This window comes from Flavobacterium zhoui, from assembly GCF_042787235.1.
Classification (GTDB): domain Bacteria; phylum Bacteroidota; class Bacteroidia; order Flavobacteriales; family Flavobacteriaceae; genus Flavobacterium; species Flavobacterium zhoui.
Window position 1 is genome coordinate 64,776 of the sequence record NZ_JBHZPY010000010.1, and the last position, 21,592, is coordinate 86,367.

The window sequence follows — 21,592 nt, forward strand, 5'->3', positions numbered from 1 at the left end:
AAACACTAAATACTGATCACTGACCACTGAACACTGACCACTGAAAACTGACCACTAAAAACTGAATACTGATCACTGAACACTGAACACTGACCACTGATCACTGACCACTGATTACTAAAAACTGAACACTGATCACTGACCACTGACCACTGAAAATTGAAAATTGACCATTAAAAACCAAATACTAAAAAACCGAACACTACCAAATGAATTACATGAAACACCATCTCACTGGTTTCTTTGACCGCATCATACAAGATCAGAACCTCAACCCTACTCACATCAGTCTATACATTACATTATTCCAGTATTGGAATATAAACCATTTCCAAAACCCAATAAGCATAACTAGAGAAGAAGTGATGCGTATCAGTAAAATTTGTTCCACAGCAACCTATCACAAATGCATAAAAGAACTAAACGAAAAAGGGTATATAAAATACGAGCCCTCGTTCAATCCATTCAAAGGCAGCATGGTAATTCTATTTAATTTTTCAGAAGATCAAAACCAGTTGAAAAAAGACTAAAGAAAAAAGAAAAGATGCTTAATCGGCATCTTTTTTGTTTTTTAGAAACACTCCCAAATTGAATATCGAAATTCCCAAATTGCATATCATGTAAAAAATATAAATACATATTTTGAACTTAATTAAAGATTCAAAATATGGAATGGTATGAAATTATAGGGTTAATTGTAGTATGGCTTTTAGGTCTTTATGTGACAGGGAAGTTTTATGAATACATCAAGGATTATTTTTATAAAAATAGTTGGAAAAAAAGAAAAGAGAAATAGAAAGATGCTGGGTATTTTTTTTATTCTTATCTTTTTTAAGATAAAAGGAAAACCGTAAAGAATAATAGAAATGGTTTTGTAGGTTTGGTATTGCAAAGTAAAAAGCAATTTTGTGACACAATTTGTGAAAGTATATGAATTACAACAAAGAATATTGGAGAATTTTGATAAGTTGTAATAGCTATCCTTATAATATTGCCTAAAAGCATTAAAATAAATCATAGGTAAAATAATGAAATCAGAATTTATAGAAGATACATTAGCGAAAATAAAGCAATCCATCCAAAGTGATGTGTTTATTGATGTTGAAAAATCTAAAGTGGAATTAAAAGATCTATCAACCAAAGGCGATTGGAAATCACTCCTTGAAACGATTTGTGCTTTTTTAAATACAGACGGAGGAATAGTTATTTGTGGGGTTCGTGAAAGAAATAAAAAATATTCGCTTACCAATTTTAACAGAAATAACGAAAGCAATCTGATAGACCTTCAATCTAAATTCTTTTATGATGATGCAGATAAGTTTATTGATTTATCAGATCATATTTATTTTGATTATGAAACTTTTCTTGACGGAGAAATTGCAGTTATTGCCGTTTACCCCCTTTCGGATGAAGAAAAATTTTTGCGATATGACACTGTTTATTATGAACGAAAACTAACTCAAGATAAAGTAATACCTGCATCAAAAATACTTCAACAAAAAGAGTATAAAATTGAAATTGAATATGCCAAAGAATTGGCGAAAGTGGCTGATGCTACAATTGAGGATTTAAGTTTAGATAAAATAAATTATTACATTAATCTACTCAATAAAGAAATCAGAAACGAAACCCTAAAACCAAGTCACGAACAGGCCAAATCGTTTTTAAGTAAACAACATTTTATAAAAGAAGAAGCAGTTACTACTTTGGGTATGTTGGTTTGTGGTGATGACCCATTTCATTTTCTTTCTTCACGTGTTGAGGTCAATTGTTATTATGATACTAGTGATGATATTGGTAAAGACAAAAAACTGTTTCGTTCTGATGTAATCAACCTCATGGAAGATACGTTCCGATACATTTGGGGACACATTAAAATTAATAGAACCATTAGGGAGGGTGGCAAAAGCGAACCTGAATACCCTGAAAAGCTCCTCCGTGAAACCATCAATAATGCTTTGGCACATAGAGATTATACCATTGACAATTTTGTAACGGTCAACGTAGAGCCCAATCAATATATTGAAATTAAAAACCCAGGGTCTTTCAAAGAAAAAATAAAATTGGTACATACCGAGACAGATATTGTCATTCGTAGATTAATTCCAAGTATTCCCGAAAGTAAAAACCCAAAATTAGCCTCGGTTTTAAAAGTATTTGACAAAATAGAAAGTCAAGGTCGTGGTATGGCTTCCTTAGTCAATGCGGCTTTAGATAATGTAATCGATTTACCCACTTATGAAATCAAAGAAGGAAATATCAGTCTGAAAATCAATACTGGTAAATTAGTAGATGAAACTATAGAAACGTGGCTGGAAGGTTTTGGAGTTTACATTATTACTAAATTAAAAAGCGAATTGACATTTGAACACAAAGCCGTTTTGGCCTATTTCTACAAATCGGAACTGGCAAACCGTCAACGCTTGTTTTCTGTTTTATTAACCGAAAGCAATAATCATTTCATTGTCATCGACGCCTTAAAAAAAGCTGGTTTAATTGTCGAGCACCCGTCAACTACAGAGGAAAACCCTGTATATGTATTAGACAGAGTACTCATAAAAACCGATTTCACAGATGAATTCATTCAATTGCTAGGTAACGAATACATTCATTATGACGTTGCAGCCAAGCAAATTTTAAACATCATCTATCTTTACAGTAAACACAACCGAAAAGCGCTCAAGGCAGCCGAAATTACTCCCGAAGTGTATCGAAGGTTACACGGCAAAGAAATTGTAGGTAAAATTTACGAAACCCTTGGGCGAAAAGTGCGAAACCTTTGCAACAAATTCGAAAAAGAAGGCGTTTTGACTAAAGGTGCGAAAAACGACTATTCCTTTAACTTTGATTACAAATCAGAAAACACTCTTTTTTAATAAATATCCAACAACTGGAAAACATATAACCCGTTGGCGCGGAATTGTATTCCGTGACTGTCTATGAGAAGATCTCTCAAAAAAATAAGAGTCATTTTTTTATAAAACCCTAGAGTACAAATATTTTATCACTCAAATTGAAGTGTTCAATTCTCGAATCACACACTATACTGTTTGTCACTAACTAAATAAAATTATAGGTTTGAGATCTTAATCAAATCTATAATCACAATGCAGTGGTACGAAACTCTAATAGCAATACCAGTTATAATTATCGGTGCATACATCCGGGGTAAAATTTATTAGTATAAAAAGAACTGGTTTAAAAACGATAGTTGGAGGGCTAGACGAAAGAAATGAAAGGTTTCTATCTTCAATTCCTCCTGATTTTATGAGAACAGACAAGAGTCTATTTTAGCCTTATAAAATTTTCTACTTCAATTTTAATTCAAAAAAGAAAGTCTATAATAAATCTGATCGTAATGAATATGGAAAGCAGTTTGTAATAACGATAAAACTGATTCCGAAAACTTCAACGATTCTGAATAGATATAGATTTTCAGTATATTTGTATTATGAACATTGAAAGTATCATAGCAACAATAGCTTCTGTAGCAACAATTTATTCGTTTGCCAAAAACGACACGTCGCTATTTTCCCTTTTAAAAAAAAACTTTTTTTGACACAAATTTGACACATTAATTTTTTGTGGGACACAGAAAACCTATATATAGCAAGCGATTGAACTAAAAAAGGATTCGAACCTCTGACTCTCTATTTGAGAAATAAACTTGATTTTTTATAGAAAATAGATTTTAGATTATACTTCTTTTTAACCCAGTGACTCGGAATTATTCAGTGATTGTCAATAAGAAATGTCGAAATTCTCAAAATAAAAATGCTTCTATTAAAAAATTACTTCTTCAGTAAAAGTTTTCGTCCAACAAAACTATCGAAGTATCCATTCCCAAAATCATCACCTATTATTGCAATATCAATGATACCATCTTTTTTAATTATGCCTTTATCAAACATAGACATCTTGTTATAATTCGATACATTAAAATGATACATAATTTCATTGATATGATATCCATAAATAGTATTACCATTATCTTTTATCCGTCTTGGTTGAACAATAGATTGAGTAGGTTTGGTTCCATTATTTTCAATCTTAACCAAAATAACTTCAAATTCATCCTCTGCCCCTGCATCAAGATCCAAAATCATTTTTCTCACTCTCTCTGAATATGCTGTACCAAGATCAATCTCTTTAAAAAATGGATTCTTTGAGAGATGCGATTTCCAAAGAATAGAAAGAAAAAACAATTTGAGTTTTGTATAATCTAAGTTCTTATATCTAATACAAGAAACGTGTATAGCATCACCTGCCATGATTTCAGTCTCAATGCTGTCATGGCTATTATATAAGTAATTACAAGCATAGCGCTCTAACTTTCCAATGACTGCGTTATCACAATCAGCACACAATATATCCCTATCCTTAAATCCCGTCTGTTGATAGGTAACTTTAGTAACATCCTGAATATTTATATTGGCAAGTTTATGTTTTACGCCAAAAAGTCCCTTATACATAAAGTTAGGGATAATATGTGAATTTTCGATCAATTGCTTATCCTCTAGACAAAGTTGACAAATCATATCTATTAGTTTATTAGTTTCAATAAGCCCTAAAACTTTATTATTATCTATCGTTGCTTCTTCCGTAAGCCCTTTAAAATGTAATAACTCATCTTCTTTAGACTTACATAAATCTACAAATTTGCAATAATTATTTTTTGACTTATAAAAACCAATAAATAACATCATTAAAATCAAGTGAATCATTACATTAATACAAATATATAAAATATCTTATTGTACATTTCAAATTAATTTTAAAAAATTATATATCTTTGTAACAAATAAAAAAGTTACATTCACCTTTTTAAAAAATGAAGCCATGACAAATATAACAGGATTAATAATAAAAGGCTTACGGGATAAATATGGATATACACAAGATAAAGTTGCAGATTTTCTGGAAATAAAAAGGGAAATGATCAGTTTTTACGAAACTGGAGAAAGAGAAGTCCCTTTAGAAATTTTAGAAAAATTATCAGATTTATTTGGAGTAAACTTGGATGTCTTTTTTGTGGACAATGTTGATGAAGCGGTAGCAGAAGTTGTTTTTGCATTCAGAAAAAATGATTTTGATAATGACGATATGGAGGCTATGGCAGCTTTTGGTAAGATTGTAAAAAATTATCTAAAAATTAATAATTTGTATGGTAACCGTTAATGATAAAATACTGGAGGTAAGAGCCAATAAATTCCGCCGTGAAAACGGTATAGGAAACGAGAATGCCATTGACTTTGAAAAATTATTAAGATCACTGGATGTTCTTACCTATTTCAGACCGTTAAATGGGGAATTTTCAGGTATGGCATTAAAAACAAAGAACAGTAATTTCATGTTGGTAAATACCTGCCATTCTGTTGGTCGCCAACATTTCACTATTGGACATGAACTGTATCATTTATTTATTCAGGAAGGATTCAGTTTCCAAATGTGCAAAGCCGGAAAATTTGATAAGAAAGACCGCGAAGAATACAATGCCGATATTTTTAGTTCGTATTTTTTAATGCCCGAAGCAGGAATCATCAAACAAATACCGGAAGAAGAATTAGCATGGGGTGGAGAAATATCATTGGCAACAATCATTAAACTGGAGCAGTATTTTGGAGTTTCCAGAACCGCTTTATTGATACGTTTGGACAAAATTGGACTGTTGCGTTCTGATTATTCGCAATATAAAAAAGATATCAAAAAAAGTGCTGTGGAACACGGTTACTCCACATTATTATACAATGCAACGGATAAAGAGGCACCTATTGTTGTTGGCAATTATGGAACAAAAGCAAAAGAATTATTTGACAAGGATAAAATTTCGGAAAGTCACTATCATTCATTGATGTTTGATATTGGAATAGATGTGGATGATCCAAATATTGATGAGGATGGCAAAGAGATCTAACGATCCAAAAATATTGCTGGATTGTGATGTCATTATCCATTTTATCAAAGCAGGTAAACAACTGCTGTTACCGAAAATATTCCCGGAGCAATTTGTTATATTGGACCGGGTAAAAGCGGAACTGGACAAACACAAAAGTAGTCAAACATCCATCAGTAATTTTATAACATGGTCTAAGATTCCAATAATTCCAATGCCACGGAATATTGAAATCATTAAGGAATATAGCATACTAAAAAAGACATTAGGCGATGGAGAGGCGGCTTGCATGGCAGTAGCAAGACATACAAATGACTATATTGCCAGTAGTAACTTAAGAGACATAGAGCAGTATTGCCAATTACATGGCATTATTTACCTCACAACAATGGATATTCTTTTGCAAGCTTATACATCTGGTATTATGGATGAAGCAGAATGCGATGGTTTTATCAAAGAAGTAAAAGATAAAAAAAGCCGACTTATCCATAATATAGATAGCATAAAAATTTACGAAAAACATAAAAAAACAAATAAAACTTAGTGCATAAAAAAGAGGCCCTGCGAGTCTCTGTTTTTGAAAAGTAAATTTTGTTTTCCAACTATAAATAAATAACCATTTGTGACAAAACGTTTGAATTCAGCAATTATTAAATAACATCATAACTATACAAGCCATAATAAAGCATCGAAACGCCATGAAACAAAAAGCACATTACACCACCCTTCTATTTTTTTTACCTACCCTACAAAGATTAATTACTACCAAATCACAAATCCAAAAAGCTGGCATTAGATTAGCCACTTACTTTTTCTTTTCTTCGTCAACAATTAGTTTCAAAGAATTGATATAATCAGTATCAAATTCTATAACTCTTATTTTGTTTTGCTTAAAACTGATTTCACCCTCAAATTTCCCTTCGGTTCCCAAAAAATCTATTACTAGCTCTTCCTCATTTAGTTCTATAAGTTTACCTAGATAAACAGCTTTATCTGACTTTTTTGCAATCTGAAAAATCTCATATTTATTAGCCAGAAAATTTATAATTAAAAACAAATTTTTAAGCGGAATTATTTCGGCTGCGCTTGTTTTTAAACCTTTCAGTTTAATTACTCTTTCTGTGAATTCATGATCCTTGTCTTGAATAATTGACTTTACATTTGTATTTTTTAAAATCGTATAGCCATCAATTATAAAATCAAAAGGATTATTTTTTAATAAAATCCAATCTTCTGTCCAATCAATGAGAAAACCACTAAAGATTTCTTTTTTGTCGTCAAATTCTATTGTAATTAATTGTCTTAAGTATTTTTCCATTATGCTTTTTTAAGTTTCGAGAACAGTTTGCTACTAACGTCAGTTCTCCTGAAGCATCGGGACAAAAACCTCTAAACAAACTTTATTTTGTTAATTATAAAGTAAATATAGGTGATCAAACAACAATTATTCCTCTTTTTGACAGGCATTCGTGATGGAAACACCCTAAAACTGACCTCCGATGGCATATAGTCGCTGTCGGTTTCCATTTACTTGAGTTTGTTTAAAGAATTGCTACTGAATAACATACAAAAACGTCTATTCCCTATACATTTATTTTTTTATTCTTAGCCATACTTACTCTTTAATTTTAGCTTTCTAAATCCATCGAATTCGATGGAATTAAAAATTGTTGCTTCTCTGAACAATTTTCTTGATCTCAGGAAAATTGTTTTTACATTAAAATCATACTTCGAAATAATTACCGTTTTCCTGAAGTCAGCAAGTAAATATACAGGATTTAAACTGCCTCTAGTTTCCGTTCAACACAGGCTTCATTGTTGGCTTTTCAAGCCCAACGAAGCCTTAGCTGTTGTAGGCAATGCTTTATTTTGATCTTTTAGACTTCTTAATGTTAAAAGTTTTCTGCTTTATCCATTGAATTGAAATATCAACAGGTACTCTATCATTGTCAAAAGCAGTATTGTGTCCTAATTTAGAAAACAAAGTATATTCGAAAGGTTTACCTTGAGCTTTCAATGTATTTAATTGCTCCATACACAACTTTACTGGAATCTGTATATCTTTCTCACCAAAAAGCCAAAGTCCTGGAATTGAAAGAGTATTCAGAGAAATTTTTGGGTCAGTAGCCACGAATTGATACCTGTCTGGGTCATTTTTAGTATGTTCACGAACATCTGATTCTGTATGATTTTCCCAAAAATTATTGTTTCCATTAGTATAAAACTGAAATCGAAGTTGTTCTAGAGTAGTAATTGTAGGGCAACTAAATAAAACCATAAATTCTATTTGTGGATTTTTGCTTGCAGCAATTGGGATTATCCATCCAGCTTGACTGAAGCCAACTAATCCAATTGGTATTTTTTTATCTTTCAAATAGGTTCGAAATGTGTTTACTGCTGAACTTGCATCGTGAGATAATAAATTAAGATTAATAGTGTCAATATTATTAGTACCAACAGATGGCCCTACATATACACCGCCCGATTCCCCAACTCCTCGTTTATCATATGTCAATACAGCAATACCTTCTTTGGCAAGACGTATTGCGAAGTCCATTTCTCTTTTTACAGGATCAGACCCGTGAACAATTACAACTGCTGCAAATGTTTTTTTAGGCGTTAAAATTGAGCCTGCAAGAGTAACGCCCTGACTTTCAAATTTTACATCTTGAATAATAAAGTCGGCCGATTGACAAAATACAATTTCTGGTAAAGTTATTAATAATAACCAAATAAATAAGTTAGAAAAAAAGCTAATGTTCATTTTGATTTAATATAAAAAAATGTTTTAAATGGTCTGCGTTAGCATTGCCTACAACGTCAATTCGTCTAGAAACCTTCAAACGAACTCAATTTGGTTAATCCGTGAGTAAATATATGGGATTAAAATACAATTATTTTTCTTTTTGAAACTACTTCCAGTTCCGTTCAACACGGGTTCACTGCTCGTGTTACGCACGCAAAGAAGCCCTTCCTGTTATGTGACGTTTTCATTTAACTTTTTAAAAATTAGTTTTTTCAACTCTGATAAAGACACATTGTATTTTTCAAAATTATCATCTAACATTTTGAGATATTCTTCATGAGTGCAGCTTACATATTTTATCGCCTGTTTATAAATGACAATATCAATTAACAGCCAGAGATAATAATCTGCTTTACTTCCACCTTTAGCTTTTATAAAAAATCTTTTTCCTGACAACGGGATTATATAGTCATCTTGATACACATCTGGAAAATCGTCTTTTCCAAAAATGATTGGGTTGTCGGAACATAAATAAGGAAGGTCTTCATGCTTTTGAATGATTGTGTAAGGAGTTCTGCAGTGCAAGCCTCGAACTGTATCAAATAATGAAGTAAGAAATCTATAGGATTTTAAAAATTCAGAATCATTCTTCAATTCTTCGGAAGCTCCAATGTTAATTGAGCCGTTTTTATTGTGAACGTTGAAACCTAATTCTTTCGTTGGACTAATGTTTACAATAGTTTCTAATTCATTTTTATTTTTTGGAAGCCTCCAGTAATTAAGACTTACAAATGTGTTGAGCATCGGCATATCATTTTCATTTACATCGAATTTAGTTACATTGTCCGATGCATTTATTTTTGCAATAAGTTTAGAAATTTTACCCTCTAATTCTGAATAAGCATTTTCAATAAAATCGCTATTCCCATGAGGTTTAAAAACAGTATTGGCATTTTTTTCAAAGAAATATGATTCAGGAGAAAACTCTTTCCCATTTTGAACGAACTTTTTATTCTTAACATTGTAAATTTTAAATTTACCTGATTCCTTTGTAAAACCTTTAAGATAAAAAACTGGTAAATAATGATGTCTCCAAGAAATATTATTCATCGATGTAGTTTAAAAATGTCACATAACGTCAGTTTTGTCTAAAAACCCCAGACATCGCTTTTTAGGTTTCGTTATTTTGTAAATATAGACGATTTAAACTACAATAATATCATTTTCGAGACAAAAACTTTGGAGTATAACAATAAAAAAAACTCGCTTAAAAATAACTTAAACGAGGGGCTCTTTTGTTGCATTGTTCTGAAAATTTAGATTTTATGGAAGTTGTTCAACAGCAATAGATATAATTGGCTTCGTTCAACACGGGCTCCATTGTTCGTGCTGCTCACGCAACGAAACCTTGCTGTTACCTACAGATTAAATATTCATGATTTGGTCTATTTTACTTTGTGTATTATCCACTGCTTTTAAAAATAGTATTAAATCCGGATTAATCCATTCGACTAGATTGTACAGTTTTGTTCTTATATCAATAGCTTCAGAACAATCTATATTATGCCCATGAAAACAAATTGGCTCACAATGATTTCCTCGATTTCGAAAACTTCTTAAATCATCAAGTTTAGAATAAAGACTTGCTCTATCTTCTATTGCAGGTTTATTTGGGAAAATATAGATAGGCCAATGAAACTGTGGGATAATTAAGTCGTCATTTTTACCAATACTTGTTATATTAAAACCTCTTGATTTAAGAATATGGTGCACTGAAAATAATTCACGTAAATCTATTTGGCTCGGATTTAAAATTGTTTTCATTGTATATTAATTATTGATGATGTTAATATGAGTTAAGGTTATAGATTTACGATGTTTAATATGCATTATATGAAGTGTATGGATAAAAAAAATCCGAACTGAGGACAGTTCGGACTAGGAGTTTTTTTTAAACTATTATTTTTTTATTAAATCATTTGTATTAATAACGATATCTTCTTTAACTAAATCATTTACATTGAGAGTAGGGACTAAAAATCTATTAAAAAAAGTACTTTCTGTTTTTGCATGTAAAACACCTCTTAATGTACCAATACTCAACATGACAAGGTGTAAAGCGATATTTTTGGGTAATTTAATTTCATTACTGTCTTTATGGTATAAATTATCCCAATGTTCTTTAATTATTTCAAAATGACATCCTATTTCTAATAAAAGAAACGGGTTCTTATTTTGACTAAAGTTGATTGATAAAAGAGGAGTTATCATTCTTTTTTCAATATTTAAGCCAAAACGCAAATTTGTAACTAATTCAATATTGTCATTTTTTTCGTCAAAAGCACTCTCTATAACAGCAAATTGTTCTGTAGTGATTTTGCGTAATCCAAAACTGATTTGATCTTTATTTTCCATTAGGCAACTTGTAATTGATGATATTCTTGTTTTAAATTTGAGTTTTCAAATTCATTAACTTGATAGGAAAATGAACGCTGAGAAGACCAATGACTCAATTCGACCTTGTTCGTTAAAACTTTAGAAACCTCATAATCGATAGTGTTTTTGATTGCTGATTTAGGAACTTCAATTAAATTGATATTTAAAATGCTTTGTATTTTACAAATTGTTTCTATTTGTAAATTTTCTTTTCCTTTCAATAGTTTGTTTACATATTGAGCGGAACATCCCATAGCTTCAGCCAATTCTTTTTGGTTTCTAGGGAATATCTTCGCTTTTTTATTTGAGTTCAAAGCAGAAAGCATCTTTACAGCAATGCTAAAAGAAATGTCTAGCCAATCTTCGTTTTCTTGACGCCATTTGGCCTTTTCAAGCCAACCCGATTCCCTGTTAGAAACTAAGTCAAGAAATTTTTGTGTGTTTTTGTTTTCCATAATTAAAAGAAAATTTCAATAAAAGAATCAGTATCATAAACACCCTTATCTTTTAAATAATCACTGCATTGATTTATTTTGTTCCTTTCATATAATCCGTGTGGTCTGTCTTCCATTAAGGCAGTGAGTTTTATCATGCCACCTGTAATTACATAAAAAGTCTGATCGTCATCCATTATTTTCAAAGCATACAGCCTAAGCCAATTTTGCCTCGCTTTTTGTTTGGGTAATATTGTTTTTTTGTATTCTTGATTGTGTAAATTTTGAAAAAATTCATTAAGTCTGCTTGGTGTGGCACTTGCTAAATCCAACATTCTCTTTCTGAATTTTTTGACTTCATTTCTAGTTTTTTCAATGGCTTCTTCAATTGTATAGCCCCCATTTAAATCTGCTTCATTATCAGAAAAGAATTCAAACAAAAATAAAGGATTCTCCCATTCATCCAACACACGTTCTAATTCATCGAATTCCATATTTGGAAGATGAAACGCATATAAATCTGGTACAAATGTAATAACTATTTCCATAAAATCAACCTGTAAGTTTATTATTTAACAAAAATATACCTTTTTATAATAGTATCAAATCAAAGTTATTAACACAAAAATAGGATATATAGTACTTTCAAAATTTGATTTATCTTAATAAGGAAATTCTTTTACTGATTTATCATCATAACTATCTAACTACTTATGTGATCTCTCCTTTCGTCGAGATGACAAACTACAACCCGCCCTTATATTTTTACACCAAAAAATCACGGTAAGAATTTCAGCGCTGGCAGTAGGGAGTGACCCCCGAGTCGAGTGTGAAACACGAGCGGCTGGGGTCGCGATAGGGAAATACGTCCGATGATTTTTGGGATAAAAATATTGAGGCTTGATCTTTTGTTTCTTTTGCATCAAGGCAAAAGAAAAAATAACCCATGAATATCTTTTGTTTCTTTTGAAATCGAAGATTCACGAACTCTAATAAATCATTAACTCGTGAGTAATCAAGACAAAAGAAAAAAATGTTATTCAAATAAAAAATCCGTTTTATTACCACTATCTAACTACTTATGTGATCTCTCCTTTCGTCGAGATGACAAACTACAACCCGCCCTTATATTTTTACACCAAAAAATCACGGTAAGAATTTTAGCGCTGGCAGCAGGGAGTGACCCCCGAGTCGAGTGTGAAACACGAGCGGCTGGGGTCGCGATAGGGAAATTTGTCCGATGATTTTGGTGTAAAAATATTGAGGCTTGATTTTTTGTTTCTTTTGCATCAAGGCAAATCGAAGATTCAGCAAACACCACTTAAAATAAAATTTTAGTGAGCTAAAAGAAAAAATTGTCTTCAAATAAAAAATAGCAATCGCAACAATTCGCTCGAGTCGCCCTTATATTTTTACACTAAAAAATCACGGTAAGAATTTTAGCCTTGGCCGCAGGGAGTGACCCCCGAGTCGAGTGCGGAGCATGAGCGGCTGGGGTCGCGATAGGGAAATACGTCCGATGATTTTTGGGATAAAAATATTGAGGCTTGATCTTTTGTTTCTTTTGCATCAAGGCAAAAGAAAAAATTACCCATGAATATTTTTTGTTTCTTTTGAAATCGAAGATTCACGAACTCCAATAAATCATTAACCCGTGAGTAATCAAGACAAAAGAAAAGATTATCTTCAAATAAAAAATAGCAATCGCAACCAACTCGCTCCACTCGCCCTTATAGTTGCCATACCAAAAAATCACGGTAAGAATTTTAGCCTTGGCCGCAGGGAGTGACCCCCGAGTCGAGTGTGAAACACGAGCGGCTGGGGTTGCGCTAGGGAAATTTGTCCGATGATTTTTGGTTTAAAAATATTGAGGTTGAAATCGCAGATTCATGAATACAAAAAAAACAATATTAACCCATGAATATTTTTTGTTTCTTTTGAAATCATAGATTCACGAACTCCAATAAATTATTAAATCGTGAGTAATCAAGACAAAAGAAAAAATAACCCATGAATATCTTTTGTTTCTTTTGAAATCATAGATTCACGAACTCCAATAAATTATTAAATCGTGAGTAATCAAGACAAAAGAAAAAATAACCCATGAATATTTTTTGTTTCTTTTGAAATCATCGATTCATGAACTCCAAAATAAAAAGAAGATAGAAAAAGAAATAACTAAACGAGCCCTAAATCTTTTGCAATAGCGACTAAGTGAGTCGGATTGTTTGCATTGAAGTAAATTTTGAGTTTTGTAATGCGTTTTTCAATTGTGCTTTTACTACTGGGGTTAATACCAACTTCTTTGAATTTGGCTTCCATGCTTTCTTGAGATACTCCAATCGAAAGATACTTGATTAATTGTACGTCGTAATTATCAATTTCTTGAACCGCTTTATTCTGAAGTACAAAGTTTAATTCAGGTGATATGTATTTTTCATCATTTTGAAAAGTGTTCAAAATTGCCTTCTTTAGTTCTGGAATACTATTGCGTCCTTTCATGACGAAAGCATTAATATCTAATTTTTCAAAAAGTGACTTTATAAGAAAGGATTTATTTTCTATAGAAAAGGCAATTACTTTTATTTCTGGATATAAATGTTTTACAGCGGCAATTAATTCTTCTCCAGAATCAAGTTTGTTTACTCTGTAATCAGCTTTAAAAGATAAATCGGTAATTAATAGTTGATACGGCTCTTGATCGAGATGTGCTTTTTTGATTTTTGTCAAAGCATCATCACAATATTTCGCATAGTCAATTTTTGAAACCGCCAATTCTTCAAGCACCTGCACTACAGCAATATTGTTGAAATCGATATCTTCAGCTATTAAGACTTTTGTAAACATATTTAAATTATTTTGGAAATAAAATTTTTGCTTTTATTCCTTTGTTAAGTTCTGAGTCAAAAGTAAATGTTCCTTTTATAGCTTTTATGCGGTTTTCCGCATTTTGTAGTCCATTTTTATGTTTTATGATTTTATTAAACCCAACTCCATTATCTGAATAACTAATTTGAATACACTTTTCTAATGTCTCAAAGCCAATAATAACATAAGTACATTGACTGTGTTTTTTCATATTAACCATTAATTCCTGCAAAACACGGTATACTGCAATTTTTTTTTCAGGCTGAATTTTTAGCCAATTGATATCATGATTATCTTTAAGAATAATATTTATGGTATCTCCAGTATAATTTGACAGCATAGCTTTGAGATTTATTTCAAATTTATCTCCGGTATCAATATTGCTATTCTCTCCTGAAATATTACGAGTTCGTTTGTATATAGCATCAAGATTTACAAGTAATTGTTCCTTGTTTTCAGCCAGCATTAAATCTTTTGTTTCGGCGAATGACATGGTATGATACACATCGTTGGCAAGTTCATCATGCAATTTTTTTGCAATTCGTATTTCTGTACTATAGGAAGCCTTTATTTTTTCAATCCTATTTTTGTTGCGATAATACCTTATTATAAAAAGTATTAAAACCACAAGAAAAAGAATCCCAATTACAAATACGATTCTTTGATACTTCGCTTTTTGCACATACAATAAGTTCTCCGCTTTCTCTAAACGAAGTTTCTGATTTTCATCTTTCTCCTTCTTAGCATCGTATTTAATTTTGGCAAACTTGTTTTTAAAATTGTTTCTAATTTTTATGATACTATCATTTAAGAAAATATATTTTTGGGCATATTGAACATTTTTAGAACCAAAATCGTTTGAAATTAAAAAGGATAATGCTTTTAATCTTTCATCAATACTCTTGAATTTTGTAGCGGTTTGATAGGCAGTTTTTGCATATTGATTCGATTTTTGAAAATCAATTTTTGCATAATATTCCGCTAAATGCAGATTACTCTCGATGCCTCCATAAGAATCATCGATTAGATTTCGCATTTTTATCCCTTCATTCATTAATGCAAGCCCTTTTTCAGCCATTCCCTTTTTGAAGTATGCAAAACCAAGATTATCAACAACTCTAGCTTTACTTTCTAAGAGCAATTCACTATCTAATATTTTTTTATTTAAGATTGATTTTAAAACGTTTATAGCCTTATCGTATTTTTTTTGTTGAATATAAACAACGGCAATATTGTTTAAAGGGGCTTGTTTGGATAATAAATCTTTTGAACCATTTATGGCTTCGTTATAATAAAAAATAGCGTCATTATAATTGGAAAGTTCTTTATCTGCAATTCCAAAAAAATTATTTGCAGCGGTAAGATAATTATTGTCATTTTTTATATAAGGTAATGCATCAGTCAAAGTTTCTTTACTTCCATAATAGTCTCCATTTATTTGTTGTATAGAAGCCATTTGAATAAGGTTATAGGCGATATTGGCGCTATCTTTTATTGTTTCAAATGCTATTTTTGATTTATTAAAGTAATAAAAAGCACCATTAAAATTTTTCTTTTTAAAATTAGTCAAGGCATTTTCCCGTAAATTGGACGCTTCTTTTTTGATAGGATTTGGTGTAACCGATACCGTTTTCTTCTCTTTACAGGAGAGGATAAAAAGAAAAATAAGTAAACTAAAAAACGGGGATCGCAGCATGAATGGTACTTTCCCCGAAAAATAGTAATTAATTATCTATTATGTACTTTAAATTACTATTATTTTGGAGGAGTAATAATTACGGGTTGATCTCCAGGTCCTTCTTCAGCATTTACTGGTCCTGTTCCAACAGTTGCTGGATTTGTACTCTTTTTTGCCTCTGTTATTCCAGTGGTTTTATTATCTGTTTGAATAGCATCTGCTGTGCAGGAAAAAATTGTAGAACTTAATAGCACAAACGCTCCCAATAGAAATATTTTTTTCATTTTGATATGAATTTAAAATTAGACGTAAGTATTGCTCTCCAGATAGTTTCTGAATTTTATTAATGGCAATACCAAATTTTGTTGGGAAGTGTAGTGCGCCTAAACCGTAAAGAATGTTTTATACTTCCCGGATAAATTATCAGTGCGATTCGGCTACACTATTATGAACTAGTTTTGTACATTTGTTCCTATCGCGAAATAGAACAGTAACTAATTCTGAGGCAAAGTAAAGATGCTTTTTCGCATAGATTAAGCGGGAATTCCTAGAATTCCTGCAATGCCGTAACATTCCTTTATATTCCTAAAAATTCCCAAAAGCTTATGGAGAACAATACTTTAGAAGATTATAAAATAGCCGTTAAAGCAAAATATGAGATAGAAAAAAGGGGGACGCATTCAAGTGTTTTAATTAGTCCTTCTCGGGCAAGATTAAGAAGTTTGTGTTTAGAAATCTTTAAATCGAATCAAAATCAAAACGATTTAAATGTTTTTTCTTCATTTTTTAGATTTGATTTTAGTCCAAGTTGTAGTGGTAAATTAAAAGCGCAAACAGATAAATTTAGACCTATTGAAACCTTCCTTAAAGGAGACACTAATTTGGTAGATGTTGAAGCTATAAACCTAGCAGCAATTTTGGTAGATTTTCAACCAAGGCCATTTTTAAAATTTTCGAAAAGTGATTGGAATAAAGATGCTGCGAAAATGAAAGAGTTTCCAGGATTACATAAAAAAAATGAAGAAATTCATACTCTTAAACATACGGAGCAATCGCATAAGAATACGTTTTTAGAAAAAATATCCAAAAAAATGGTATTGATTGTCTTAATAGTTTTAAGTTTCGCACTCACCTCTTATTTTGTTTTTCAAAAAAAACAATGCATGCAATGGTCTGATGATCATTATGAATTGGTAGATTGCGAGTTATCCACTAATGATCTTGTAAATTTTAATACAATAAAACCTTTAGATAAAAACCTCATAGATCTTAAGAAAATTAATGTTTGTGATACTACCGTATTTTTTAAAAATGGTGAAGCTATTATTTGGTATACGAAAACAGAAAATGGAATTGAGTTTTTCAATACTCATGGAAGACATCCTGAAAATGACAATGCTTTAAAACCGGTTACACATTATATTTTAAACAAATATGTAAAGTGATTTGTATTTGATTTTCATGTGTAATTTCATTACAAAACCTGATGAGTTGATGGTATTCTGTGACTTTCAATGAGAAACTTACAATGCGAGTCGAGCGAAACACGAGCGGCTGGGGTTGCGATAGGGAAATTTGTCCGATGATTTTTGGTTTAAAAATATTGAGGCTTGATCTTTTGTTTCTTTTGCATCAAGGCAAAAGAAAAAAATTACTTGCTAATAAAAAATAGCAATCGCAACAACTCGCTCCACTCGCCCTTATATTTTTACACCAAAAAATCACGGTAAGAATTTTAGCCTTGGCCGCAGGGAGTGACCCCCGAGTCGAGTGCGGAGCATGAGCGGCTGGGGTCGTGATAGGGAAATTTGTCCGATGATTTTTGTTGTAAAAATATTGAGGCTTGATCTTTTGTTTCTTTTGTATCAAGACAAAAGAAAAGATTACCCATGAATATCTTTTGTTTCTTTTGAAATCGAAGATTCACGAACTCCATAAATTATTAACCCGTGAGTAATCAAGGCAAAAGAAAAAATTATCTTCAAATAAAAAATAGCAATAGCAACCAACTCGCTCCACTCGCCCTTATAGTTGCCATACCAAAAAATCACGGTAAGAATTTTAGCCTTGGCCGCAGGGAGTGACCCCCGAGTCGAGTGCGGAGCATGAGCGGCTGGGGTTGCGATAGGGAAATTTGTCCGATGATTTTTGGGATAAAAATATTGAGGCTTGATCTTTTGTTTCTTTTGCATCAAGGCAAAAGAAAAAATTATCTTCAATAAATAATAATAATAATAGCAGCAATAAACTTATTTCCTAACATCCCTTATGAACAAAAAAAAGCCCATTCCTTTCGGTTTGGGCCTTAATCCTGCTTAATTCTTATTTACAAAAACTAAACTACTCCTTATACTTCTTAATTACAAATTTAAGCACCATCGATATTCCAAAACTGACCACCGCTCCAACGGCAGCTAATAAAACAGTTTTCAAAATATCTTCCGAATTCAAATTCGGAACAATACTCAAAAATGTACCACCAGCAGTACCCATCAAGGTAGGATTACTCGCCGTCATGCTGCACTAGATTTGGGTCTTCATCGTAGGGCGTAGTAAGCTGACTAACTGCCGACAGTACACCTCCGACAACCGCCAGATACCCCCCAACCGAACCGATAACGGCGGGCAGGCCAATGGGTGCTGTCAATATAATACCCCCAACAGCAGCCAATGCCAATCCGATACTGCGCAACACTTTAAAAAATTTCGGAGTTTGAGCTTTCGCTCTTTTTACAATATTCATAAGTATAAATTTTAAGATTGAACAATTAATGAAACTATCGCAGATCGCTCCAAAGCTTCGTAAACTAATTTTTTTACTTTAACAAAAGCCTGTCGCGACTGCAAACCGACACCTGCCCCGGAAACTTGCGTTACAGGAGCAATACAACCATTCAATTCCCTCATGGCATTATTAGCAGGATGCACCAAAATAGAACTTCTGTTTTTTACGGCAACCACTTCAATATGCCATTGAAATTTCCGGCTGTATCGCTTTCGCAATAAATAGTACCCTTCCGGAATACAGGAAATGCACTTTTCATTTTCTCTCCAGGGCAATTCAATGGTACAACAGATGAATTGACCATCACAAGCAAGTTTTCCATTAGTTCCCCCAGGGAAATAAGTTCTGGATAATACTAAAACCACCTTACAGTCCACTAACTTGTACCAATGCCAACGGATTATAGGAGCCATTTTTCAATGGATACATTCTGCCATTGACCTCTTGATAAAATTCAACTCCAAGAGCCAAAAACAAAGGTTTTGTACTGTCTGCTGTTACCACATTCGAATGATTGATAGCTGCCGTTGGAGTCATATCCCAAGGAAGAATCCCCGTTTCTGAAGTGGCAGTAACAAACACTTCTGCTTCAAAATCAATTTCAGCACCGGCTGATATAATTTTGAAATGGGTGGTTCCACCTGGAGCTGCAATCATATTGGCAGGTATAAAGGAATCCAAATCAACAGTAATAGAACCACTAACCCGATCAATTTCGCCAACGAATGGCACAAATAAAGAAGTACCTAGTTTTCCAGCAATATTGAACTCAAATCCCAAAAGCAATTCTGCCTCGCCGTCAATCACATTACGTAAACCACGCTCGTTGGTTAAATCCGCCTGAATAACCTTAATCATACTTTTAGTAAGGCGACTCACCATTCTGCTGTCCGCAGAATTCAGGAGTAAAGTTCGTAAAGCCGTTCGCAAAGTTTTACCTGCCTTTCCGGCTCGGCCAAATTCAGAGCCATTTTCACGTGTTCTCTGAAACGCTGGATCGCTGGCAATTCTGCTCGCTTCAACACCCCCTTTTTCACGTGCCAAATGACCATCTTTGGTTTTGTAAAAAGTAATATCACCAATAGTACCTTTCAATTTAATTATTCCTTTCTGTCTTGCCATAATCACTAAAATTTAAGTTTGAAAATAATTTTACTACTCGTTCATCCTGAATATTCGTTGCAACTAAATCGGGAATGATTTCAACAAAGGTTCAATCAATTAAATCACTTTTCAAAAAGCCGATGTCAATAATGGTACTAAAAGGCCTACAATTACCTATTTTAGTCAATCCATAAGTGATTAATTTTCATAACTTTACACCCATCCGCAGAATAAAAACCCTTAGACGGGTTTAACAAGAACAAAGTCCACCGACTTTGGTAAGCTATTAAAAATAAAAAATGTGATTGCAAGTAACATCAGGGTATGTATTTATCCAAAAGATGTACAACGTATTACCGGTAAAACATACAGACAAGCAAGGTTGTATCTGCATAAGATCAAAACCAACTTGAATAAAGAGCCACATCAACTACTCTCAATAGAGGAGTTTTGTGACTATTCAGGGCTTCAAATGGAACATGTTTTGCGTTGTATAATCGGCTAGGATTTAAAGCAGCAAAATTGGGCTGATGTACTTTTCTAACATAGCAACACCTGTTCAACAAGCAGTTCAAATTTCAAATAATGATATAAGAACGAAAAACGAATCACGAAAAACGAACAACGAAAAAAAACATGGCAAAAGTAGTAGCGCCCTTCTTAATCAAAGGAACATTAGACGACATAAACTTTGTAGTGACAGCAGACGGTAATAACTATGCAAGAGCCAAAGGAAAAACAGGCGTAACGTCCACAGAATTTAAAAACAATCCTATTTTCGACAGGATCCGAAATCAAGGACAGGAATTTGGTCACTGCTCAAAAAAATCAGTCCTGTTTCGTCAACTGGCAGCTCGTTTCAACAAACTGGCAAAAGACGGAAGTGTCGCTGGCAGGACTAATAAACTACTTTTCGAAATTCTCCAAGAAGACAATACCCAACCGCAGGGACAACGAACACTGGCAGAAGGATTGAAAACAACTGATGGTAAGGAATTTTTATTGTTTTTTGAAAGCAACAAACTAAGACCATTGGAAAAAGTTCTTAAAATAAAGCAGCATCACAGTCCTAAAAACCAATCAGTCACCTTCACTGATTTCATCGCTAAGGAACATTTAGACTGGCCTAATGAAGCCACCCATGTACATTTGGCATCAGCCACAGCCAACTGGGATTACGAGAACGACAGTTTCGATACCTGTTACAGCGATGAAATAATACTGAATAAAGAATCTGAAAAACAAACCATAACACTAACAACCACTAAGCCAATAGGAAACCACCTGCACCTGACATTCCTATTCATCGGCTTTGCAATACAAGTACGAAAAAACCACAAGTTCCTACACCGCAAAAACAACACAGCAACCCTAATTGCCTATCACAAGCCAATCAATAAACCCCGAACTTTTAATCTGATCACTGAAAACTGAAAATTGATCACTGATCACTGAAAACTGATCACTGAACACTGATCACTGAACACTGAACACTGAACACTGAACACTAAAATCTAAACACTGACCACTGAACACTGAACACTGACCACTGATTACTGATCACTAAAATCTAAACACTGAACACTGACCACTGAACACTGAACACTGATCACTGAACACTGATCACTGAACACTGAACACTGAATAC

24 protein-coding genes are annotated in these 21,592 nt (G+C 32.7%); 8 read left to right on the forward strand and 16 right to left on the reverse strand.

Going from position 1 to position 21,592, the window contains the following annotated elements; all coding sequences use genetic code 11:
• Positions 1-218: 218 nt before the first annotated feature.
• The 3 genes from ACFX5F_RS11885 (at position 219) to ACFX5F_RS11895 (ending at position 2,876) form a co-directional block, all read left to right on the forward strand.
• A complete protein-coding gene (locus ACFX5F_RS11885; RefSeq protein ID WP_379852248.1) occupies positions 219-530 on the forward strand; it encodes a hypothetical protein in 312 nt (103 codons plus the stop codon).
• Positions 531-667: 137 nt separating this feature from the next.
• On the forward strand, positions 668-796 hold the full coding sequence (locus tag ACFX5F_RS11890) for a hypothetical protein (RefSeq protein ID WP_379852249.1): 129 nt from the start codon (positions 668-670) through the stop codon (positions 794-796).
• 232 nt (positions 797-1,028) lie between these two features.
• Positions 1,029-2,876, forward strand: a complete 1,848-nt coding sequence (locus ACFX5F_RS11895; protein WP_379852250.1) for an AlbA family DNA-binding domain-containing protein — start codon at positions 1,029-1,031, stop codon at positions 2,874-2,876.
• Positions 2,877-3,791: 915 nt separating this feature from the next.
• On the opposite strand, the gene ACFX5F_RS11900 is transcribed toward ACFX5F_RS11895, so the two are convergent.
• Entirely contained in the window at positions 3,792-4,706 is a 915-nt protein-coding gene (locus ACFX5F_RS11900; RefSeq protein ID WP_379852251.1) for a hypothetical protein, read from the reverse strand.
• A 133-nt stretch (positions 4,707-4,839) separates the two neighbouring features.
• On the opposite strand from ACFX5F_RS11900, the gene ACFX5F_RS11905 reads away from it, so the two are divergent.
• From ACFX5F_RS11905 to ACFX5F_RS11915, 3 genes are read left to right on the forward strand one after another with little or no spacing between them, the layout of a single operon-like run.
• Entirely contained in the window at positions 4,840-5,178 is a 339-nt protein-coding gene (locus tag ACFX5F_RS11905) for a helix-turn-helix domain-containing protein (RefSeq protein WP_379852252.1), read from the forward strand.
• The gene (locus tag ACFX5F_RS11910) at positions 5,165-5,914 is read left to right on the forward strand and encodes an ImmA/IrrE family metallo-endopeptidase (protein WP_379852253.1); all 750 of its coding nucleotides are present in this window, start codon (positions 5,165-5,167) and stop codon (positions 5,912-5,914) included. Before ACFX5F_RS11905 ends, ACFX5F_RS11910 begins: the two co-directional genes overlap by 14 nt.
• A complete protein-coding gene (locus tag ACFX5F_RS11915; RefSeq protein WP_379852254.1) occupies positions 5,898-6,437 on the forward strand; it encodes a PIN domain-containing protein in 540 nt (179 codons plus the stop codon). The genes ACFX5F_RS11910 and ACFX5F_RS11915 overlap by 17 nt, the downstream gene beginning before the upstream one ends.
• A gap of 261 nt (positions 6,438-6,698) precedes the next feature.
• Here the strand turns inward: ACFX5F_RS11915 and ACFX5F_RS11920 are convergent, their stop codons facing one another.
• The 10 genes from ACFX5F_RS11920 to ACFX5F_RS11965 all read right to left on the reverse strand — a co-directional run bounded on the left by ACFX5F_RS11920 (position 6,699) and on the right by ACFX5F_RS11965 (position 16,339).
• Positions 6,699-7,211, reverse strand: a complete 513-nt coding sequence (locus tag ACFX5F_RS11920) for a hypothetical protein (protein WP_379852255.1) — start codon at positions 7,209-7,211, stop codon at positions 6,699-6,701.
• Positions 7,212-7,757: 546 nt separating this feature from the next.
• Entirely contained in the window at positions 7,758-8,657 is a 900-nt protein-coding gene (locus ACFX5F_RS11925) for an alpha/beta hydrolase family protein (RefSeq protein WP_379852256.1), read from the reverse strand.
• A gap of 213 nt (positions 8,658-8,870) precedes the next feature.
• Positions 8,871-9,749: a DUF4238 domain-containing protein gene (locus ACFX5F_RS11930; protein WP_379852257.1), complete on the reverse strand. Its 879-nt coding sequence runs from the start codon at positions 9,747-9,749 to the stop codon at positions 8,871-8,873.
• A 315-nt stretch (positions 9,750-10,064) separates the two neighbouring features.
• A complete protein-coding gene (locus ACFX5F_RS11935) occupies positions 10,065-10,463 on the reverse strand; it encodes a hypothetical protein (protein ID WP_379852258.1) in 399 nt (132 codons plus the stop codon).
• Between the two features lie 135 nt (positions 10,464-10,598).
• Complete coding sequence (locus ACFX5F_RS11940; protein WP_379852259.1) at positions 10,599-11,054, reverse strand: hypothetical protein; 456 nt, start codon at positions 11,052-11,054, stop codon at positions 10,599-10,601.
• On the reverse strand, positions 11,054-11,530 hold the full coding sequence (locus tag ACFX5F_RS11945; RefSeq protein WP_379852260.1) for a helix-turn-helix domain-containing protein: 477 nt from the start codon (positions 11,528-11,530) through the stop codon (positions 11,054-11,056). The genes ACFX5F_RS11940 and ACFX5F_RS11945 overlap by 1 nt, the downstream gene beginning before the upstream one ends.
• 2 nt (positions 11,531-11,532) lie before the next feature.
• Positions 11,533-12,057 (reverse strand): hypothetical protein, encoded by a 525-nt coding sequence (locus ACFX5F_RS11950; RefSeq protein WP_379852261.1) that lies wholly within the window; start codon positions 12,055-12,057, stop codon positions 11,533-11,535.
• Positions 12,058-13,687: 1,630 nt separating this feature from the next.
• Complete coding sequence (locus ACFX5F_RS11955) at positions 13,688-14,356, reverse strand: response regulator transcription factor (protein ID WP_379852262.1); 669 nt, start codon at positions 14,354-14,356, stop codon at positions 13,688-13,690.
• A gap of 7 nt (positions 14,357-14,363) precedes the next feature.
• Positions 14,364-16,073 carry a tetratricopeptide repeat-containing sensor histidine kinase gene (locus ACFX5F_RS11960; RefSeq protein WP_379852263.1) on the reverse strand — a complete coding sequence of 570 codons (1,710 nt, stop codon included), beginning with the start codon at positions 16,071-16,073 and terminating at the stop codon, positions 14,364-14,366.
• 59 nt (positions 16,074-16,132) lie between these two features.
• Complete coding sequence (locus ACFX5F_RS11965; RefSeq protein ID WP_379852264.1) at positions 16,133-16,339, reverse strand: hypothetical protein; 207 nt, start codon at positions 16,337-16,339, stop codon at positions 16,133-16,135.
• 321 nt (positions 16,340-16,660) lie between these two features.
• Here ACFX5F_RS11965 and ACFX5F_RS11970 point away from each other — a divergent pair, with 321 nt between their 5' ends.
• Positions 16,661-17,500, forward strand: coding sequence for a hypothetical protein (locus tag ACFX5F_RS11970; protein WP_379852265.1), 840 nt, complete (start codon positions 16,661-16,663; stop codon positions 17,498-17,500).
• A gap of 438 nt (positions 17,501-17,938) precedes the next feature.
• On the opposite strand, the gene ACFX5F_RS11975 is transcribed toward ACFX5F_RS11970, so the two are convergent.
• The 5 genes from ACFX5F_RS11975 to ACFX5F_RS11995 form a co-directional block, all read right to left on the reverse strand.
• The gene (locus ACFX5F_RS11975) at positions 17,939-18,247 is read right to left on the reverse strand and encodes a hypothetical protein (protein ID WP_379852266.1); all 309 of its coding nucleotides are present in this window, start codon (positions 18,245-18,247) and stop codon (positions 17,939-17,941) included.
• A gap of 148 nt (positions 18,248-18,395) precedes the next feature.
• Positions 18,396-18,572, reverse strand: a complete 177-nt coding sequence (locus ACFX5F_RS11980) for a hypothetical protein (protein WP_379852267.1) — start codon at positions 18,570-18,572, stop codon at positions 18,396-18,398.
• Positions 18,559-18,798, reverse strand: a complete 240-nt coding sequence (locus ACFX5F_RS11985; RefSeq protein ID WP_379852268.1) for a hypothetical protein — start codon at positions 18,796-18,798, stop codon at positions 18,559-18,561. The genes ACFX5F_RS11980 and ACFX5F_RS11985 overlap by 14 nt, the downstream gene beginning before the upstream one ends.
• An 11-nt stretch (positions 18,799-18,809) precedes the next feature.
• Positions 18,810-19,205: a DUF5675 family protein gene (locus ACFX5F_RS11990; protein WP_379852328.1), complete on the reverse strand. Its 396-nt coding sequence runs from the start codon at positions 19,203-19,205 to the stop codon at positions 18,810-18,812.
• 1 nt (position 19,206) lies between these two features.
• Positions 19,207-19,962, reverse strand: coding sequence for a hypothetical protein (locus tag ACFX5F_RS11995; protein ID WP_379852269.1), 756 nt, complete (start codon positions 19,960-19,962; stop codon positions 19,207-19,209).
• Between the two features lie 618 nt (positions 19,963-20,580).
• On the opposite strand from ACFX5F_RS11995, the gene ACFX5F_RS12000 reads away from it, so the two are divergent.
• On the forward strand, positions 20,581-21,378 hold the full coding sequence (locus ACFX5F_RS12000; protein ID WP_379852270.1) for a hypothetical protein: 798 nt from the start codon (positions 20,581-20,583) through the stop codon (positions 21,376-21,378).
• Positions 21,379-21,592 lie beyond the last annotated feature (214 nt).

Coding starts and splice junctions, on each gene's coding strand:
- ACFX5F_RS11940 (WP_379852259.1), bottom strand. CDS start 11,054: ATGGAAAATAAAGATCAAATCAGTTTTGGATTACGCAAAATCACTACA.
- ACFX5F_RS12000 (WP_379852270.1), top strand. CDS start 20,581: ATGGCAAAAGTAGTAGCGCCCTTCTTAATCAAAGGAACATTAGACGAC.
- ACFX5F_RS11960 (WP_379852263.1), bottom strand. CDS start 16,073: ATGCTGCGATCCCCGTTTTTTAGTTTACTTATTTTTCTTTTTATCCTC.
- ACFX5F_RS11995 (WP_379852269.1), bottom strand. CDS start 19,962: ATGGCAAGACAGAAAGGAATAATTAAATTGAAAGGTACTATTGGTGAT.
- ACFX5F_RS11920 (WP_379852255.1), bottom strand. CDS start 7,211: ATGGAAAAATACTTAAGACAATTAATTACAATAGAATTTGACGACAAA.
- ACFX5F_RS11985 (WP_379852268.1), bottom strand. CDS start 18,798: ATGAATATTGTAAAAAGAGCGAAAGCTCAAACTCCGAAATTTTTTAAA.
- ACFX5F_RS11955 (WP_379852262.1), bottom strand. CDS start 14,356: ATGTTTACAAAAGTCTTAATAGCTGAAGATATCGATTTCAACAATATT.
- ACFX5F_RS11950 (WP_379852261.1), bottom strand. CDS start 12,057: ATGGAAATAGTTATTACATTTGTACCAGATTTATATGCGTTTCATCTT.
- ACFX5F_RS11895 (WP_379852250.1), top strand. CDS start 1,029: ATGAAATCAGAATTTATAGAAGATACATTAGCGAAAATAAAGCAATCC.
- ACFX5F_RS11980 (WP_379852267.1), bottom strand. CDS start 18,572: ATGACGGCGAGTAATCCTACCTTGATGGGTACTGCTGGTGGTACATTT.
- ACFX5F_RS11965 (WP_379852264.1), bottom strand. CDS start 16,339: ATGAAAAAAATATTTCTATTGGGAGCGTTTGTGCTATTAAGTTCTACA.
- ACFX5F_RS11935 (WP_379852258.1), bottom strand. CDS start 10,463: ATGAAAACAATTTTAAATCCGAGCCAAATAGATTTACGTGAATTATTT.
- ACFX5F_RS11890 (WP_379852249.1), top strand. CDS start 668: ATGGAATGGTATGAAATTATAGGGTTAATTGTAGTATGGCTTTTAGGT.
- ACFX5F_RS11910 (WP_379852253.1), top strand. CDS start 5,165: ATGGTAACCGTTAATGATAAAATACTGGAGGTAAGAGCCAATAAATTC.
- ACFX5F_RS11930 (WP_379852257.1), bottom strand. CDS start 9,749: ATGAATAATATTTCTTGGAGACATCATTATTTACCAGTTTTTTATCTT.
- ACFX5F_RS11915 (WP_379852254.1), top strand. CDS start 5,898: ATGGCAAAGAGATCTAACGATCCAAAAATATTGCTGGATTGTGATGTC.
- ACFX5F_RS11970 (WP_379852265.1), top strand. CDS start 16,661: ATGGAGAACAATACTTTAGAAGATTATAAAATAGCCGTTAAAGCAAAA.
- ACFX5F_RS11975 (WP_379852266.1), bottom strand. CDS start 18,247: ATGCAAAAGAAACAAAAGATCAAGCCTCAATATTTTTATCCCAAAAAT.
- ACFX5F_RS11900 (WP_379852251.1), bottom strand. CDS start 4,706: ATGATGTTATTTATTGGTTTTTATAAGTCAAAAAATAATTATTGCAAA.
- ACFX5F_RS11905 (WP_379852252.1), top strand. CDS start 4,840: ATGACAAATATAACAGGATTAATAATAAAAGGCTTACGGGATAAATAT.
- ACFX5F_RS11885 (WP_379852248.1), top strand. CDS start 219: ATGAAACACCATCTCACTGGTTTCTTTGACCGCATCATACAAGATCAG.
- ACFX5F_RS11945 (WP_379852260.1), bottom strand. CDS start 11,530: ATGGAAAACAAAAACACACAAAAATTTCTTGACTTAGTTTCTAACAGG.
- ACFX5F_RS11925 (WP_379852256.1), bottom strand. CDS start 8,657: ATGAACATTAGCTTTTTTTCTAACTTATTTATTTGGTTATTATTAATA.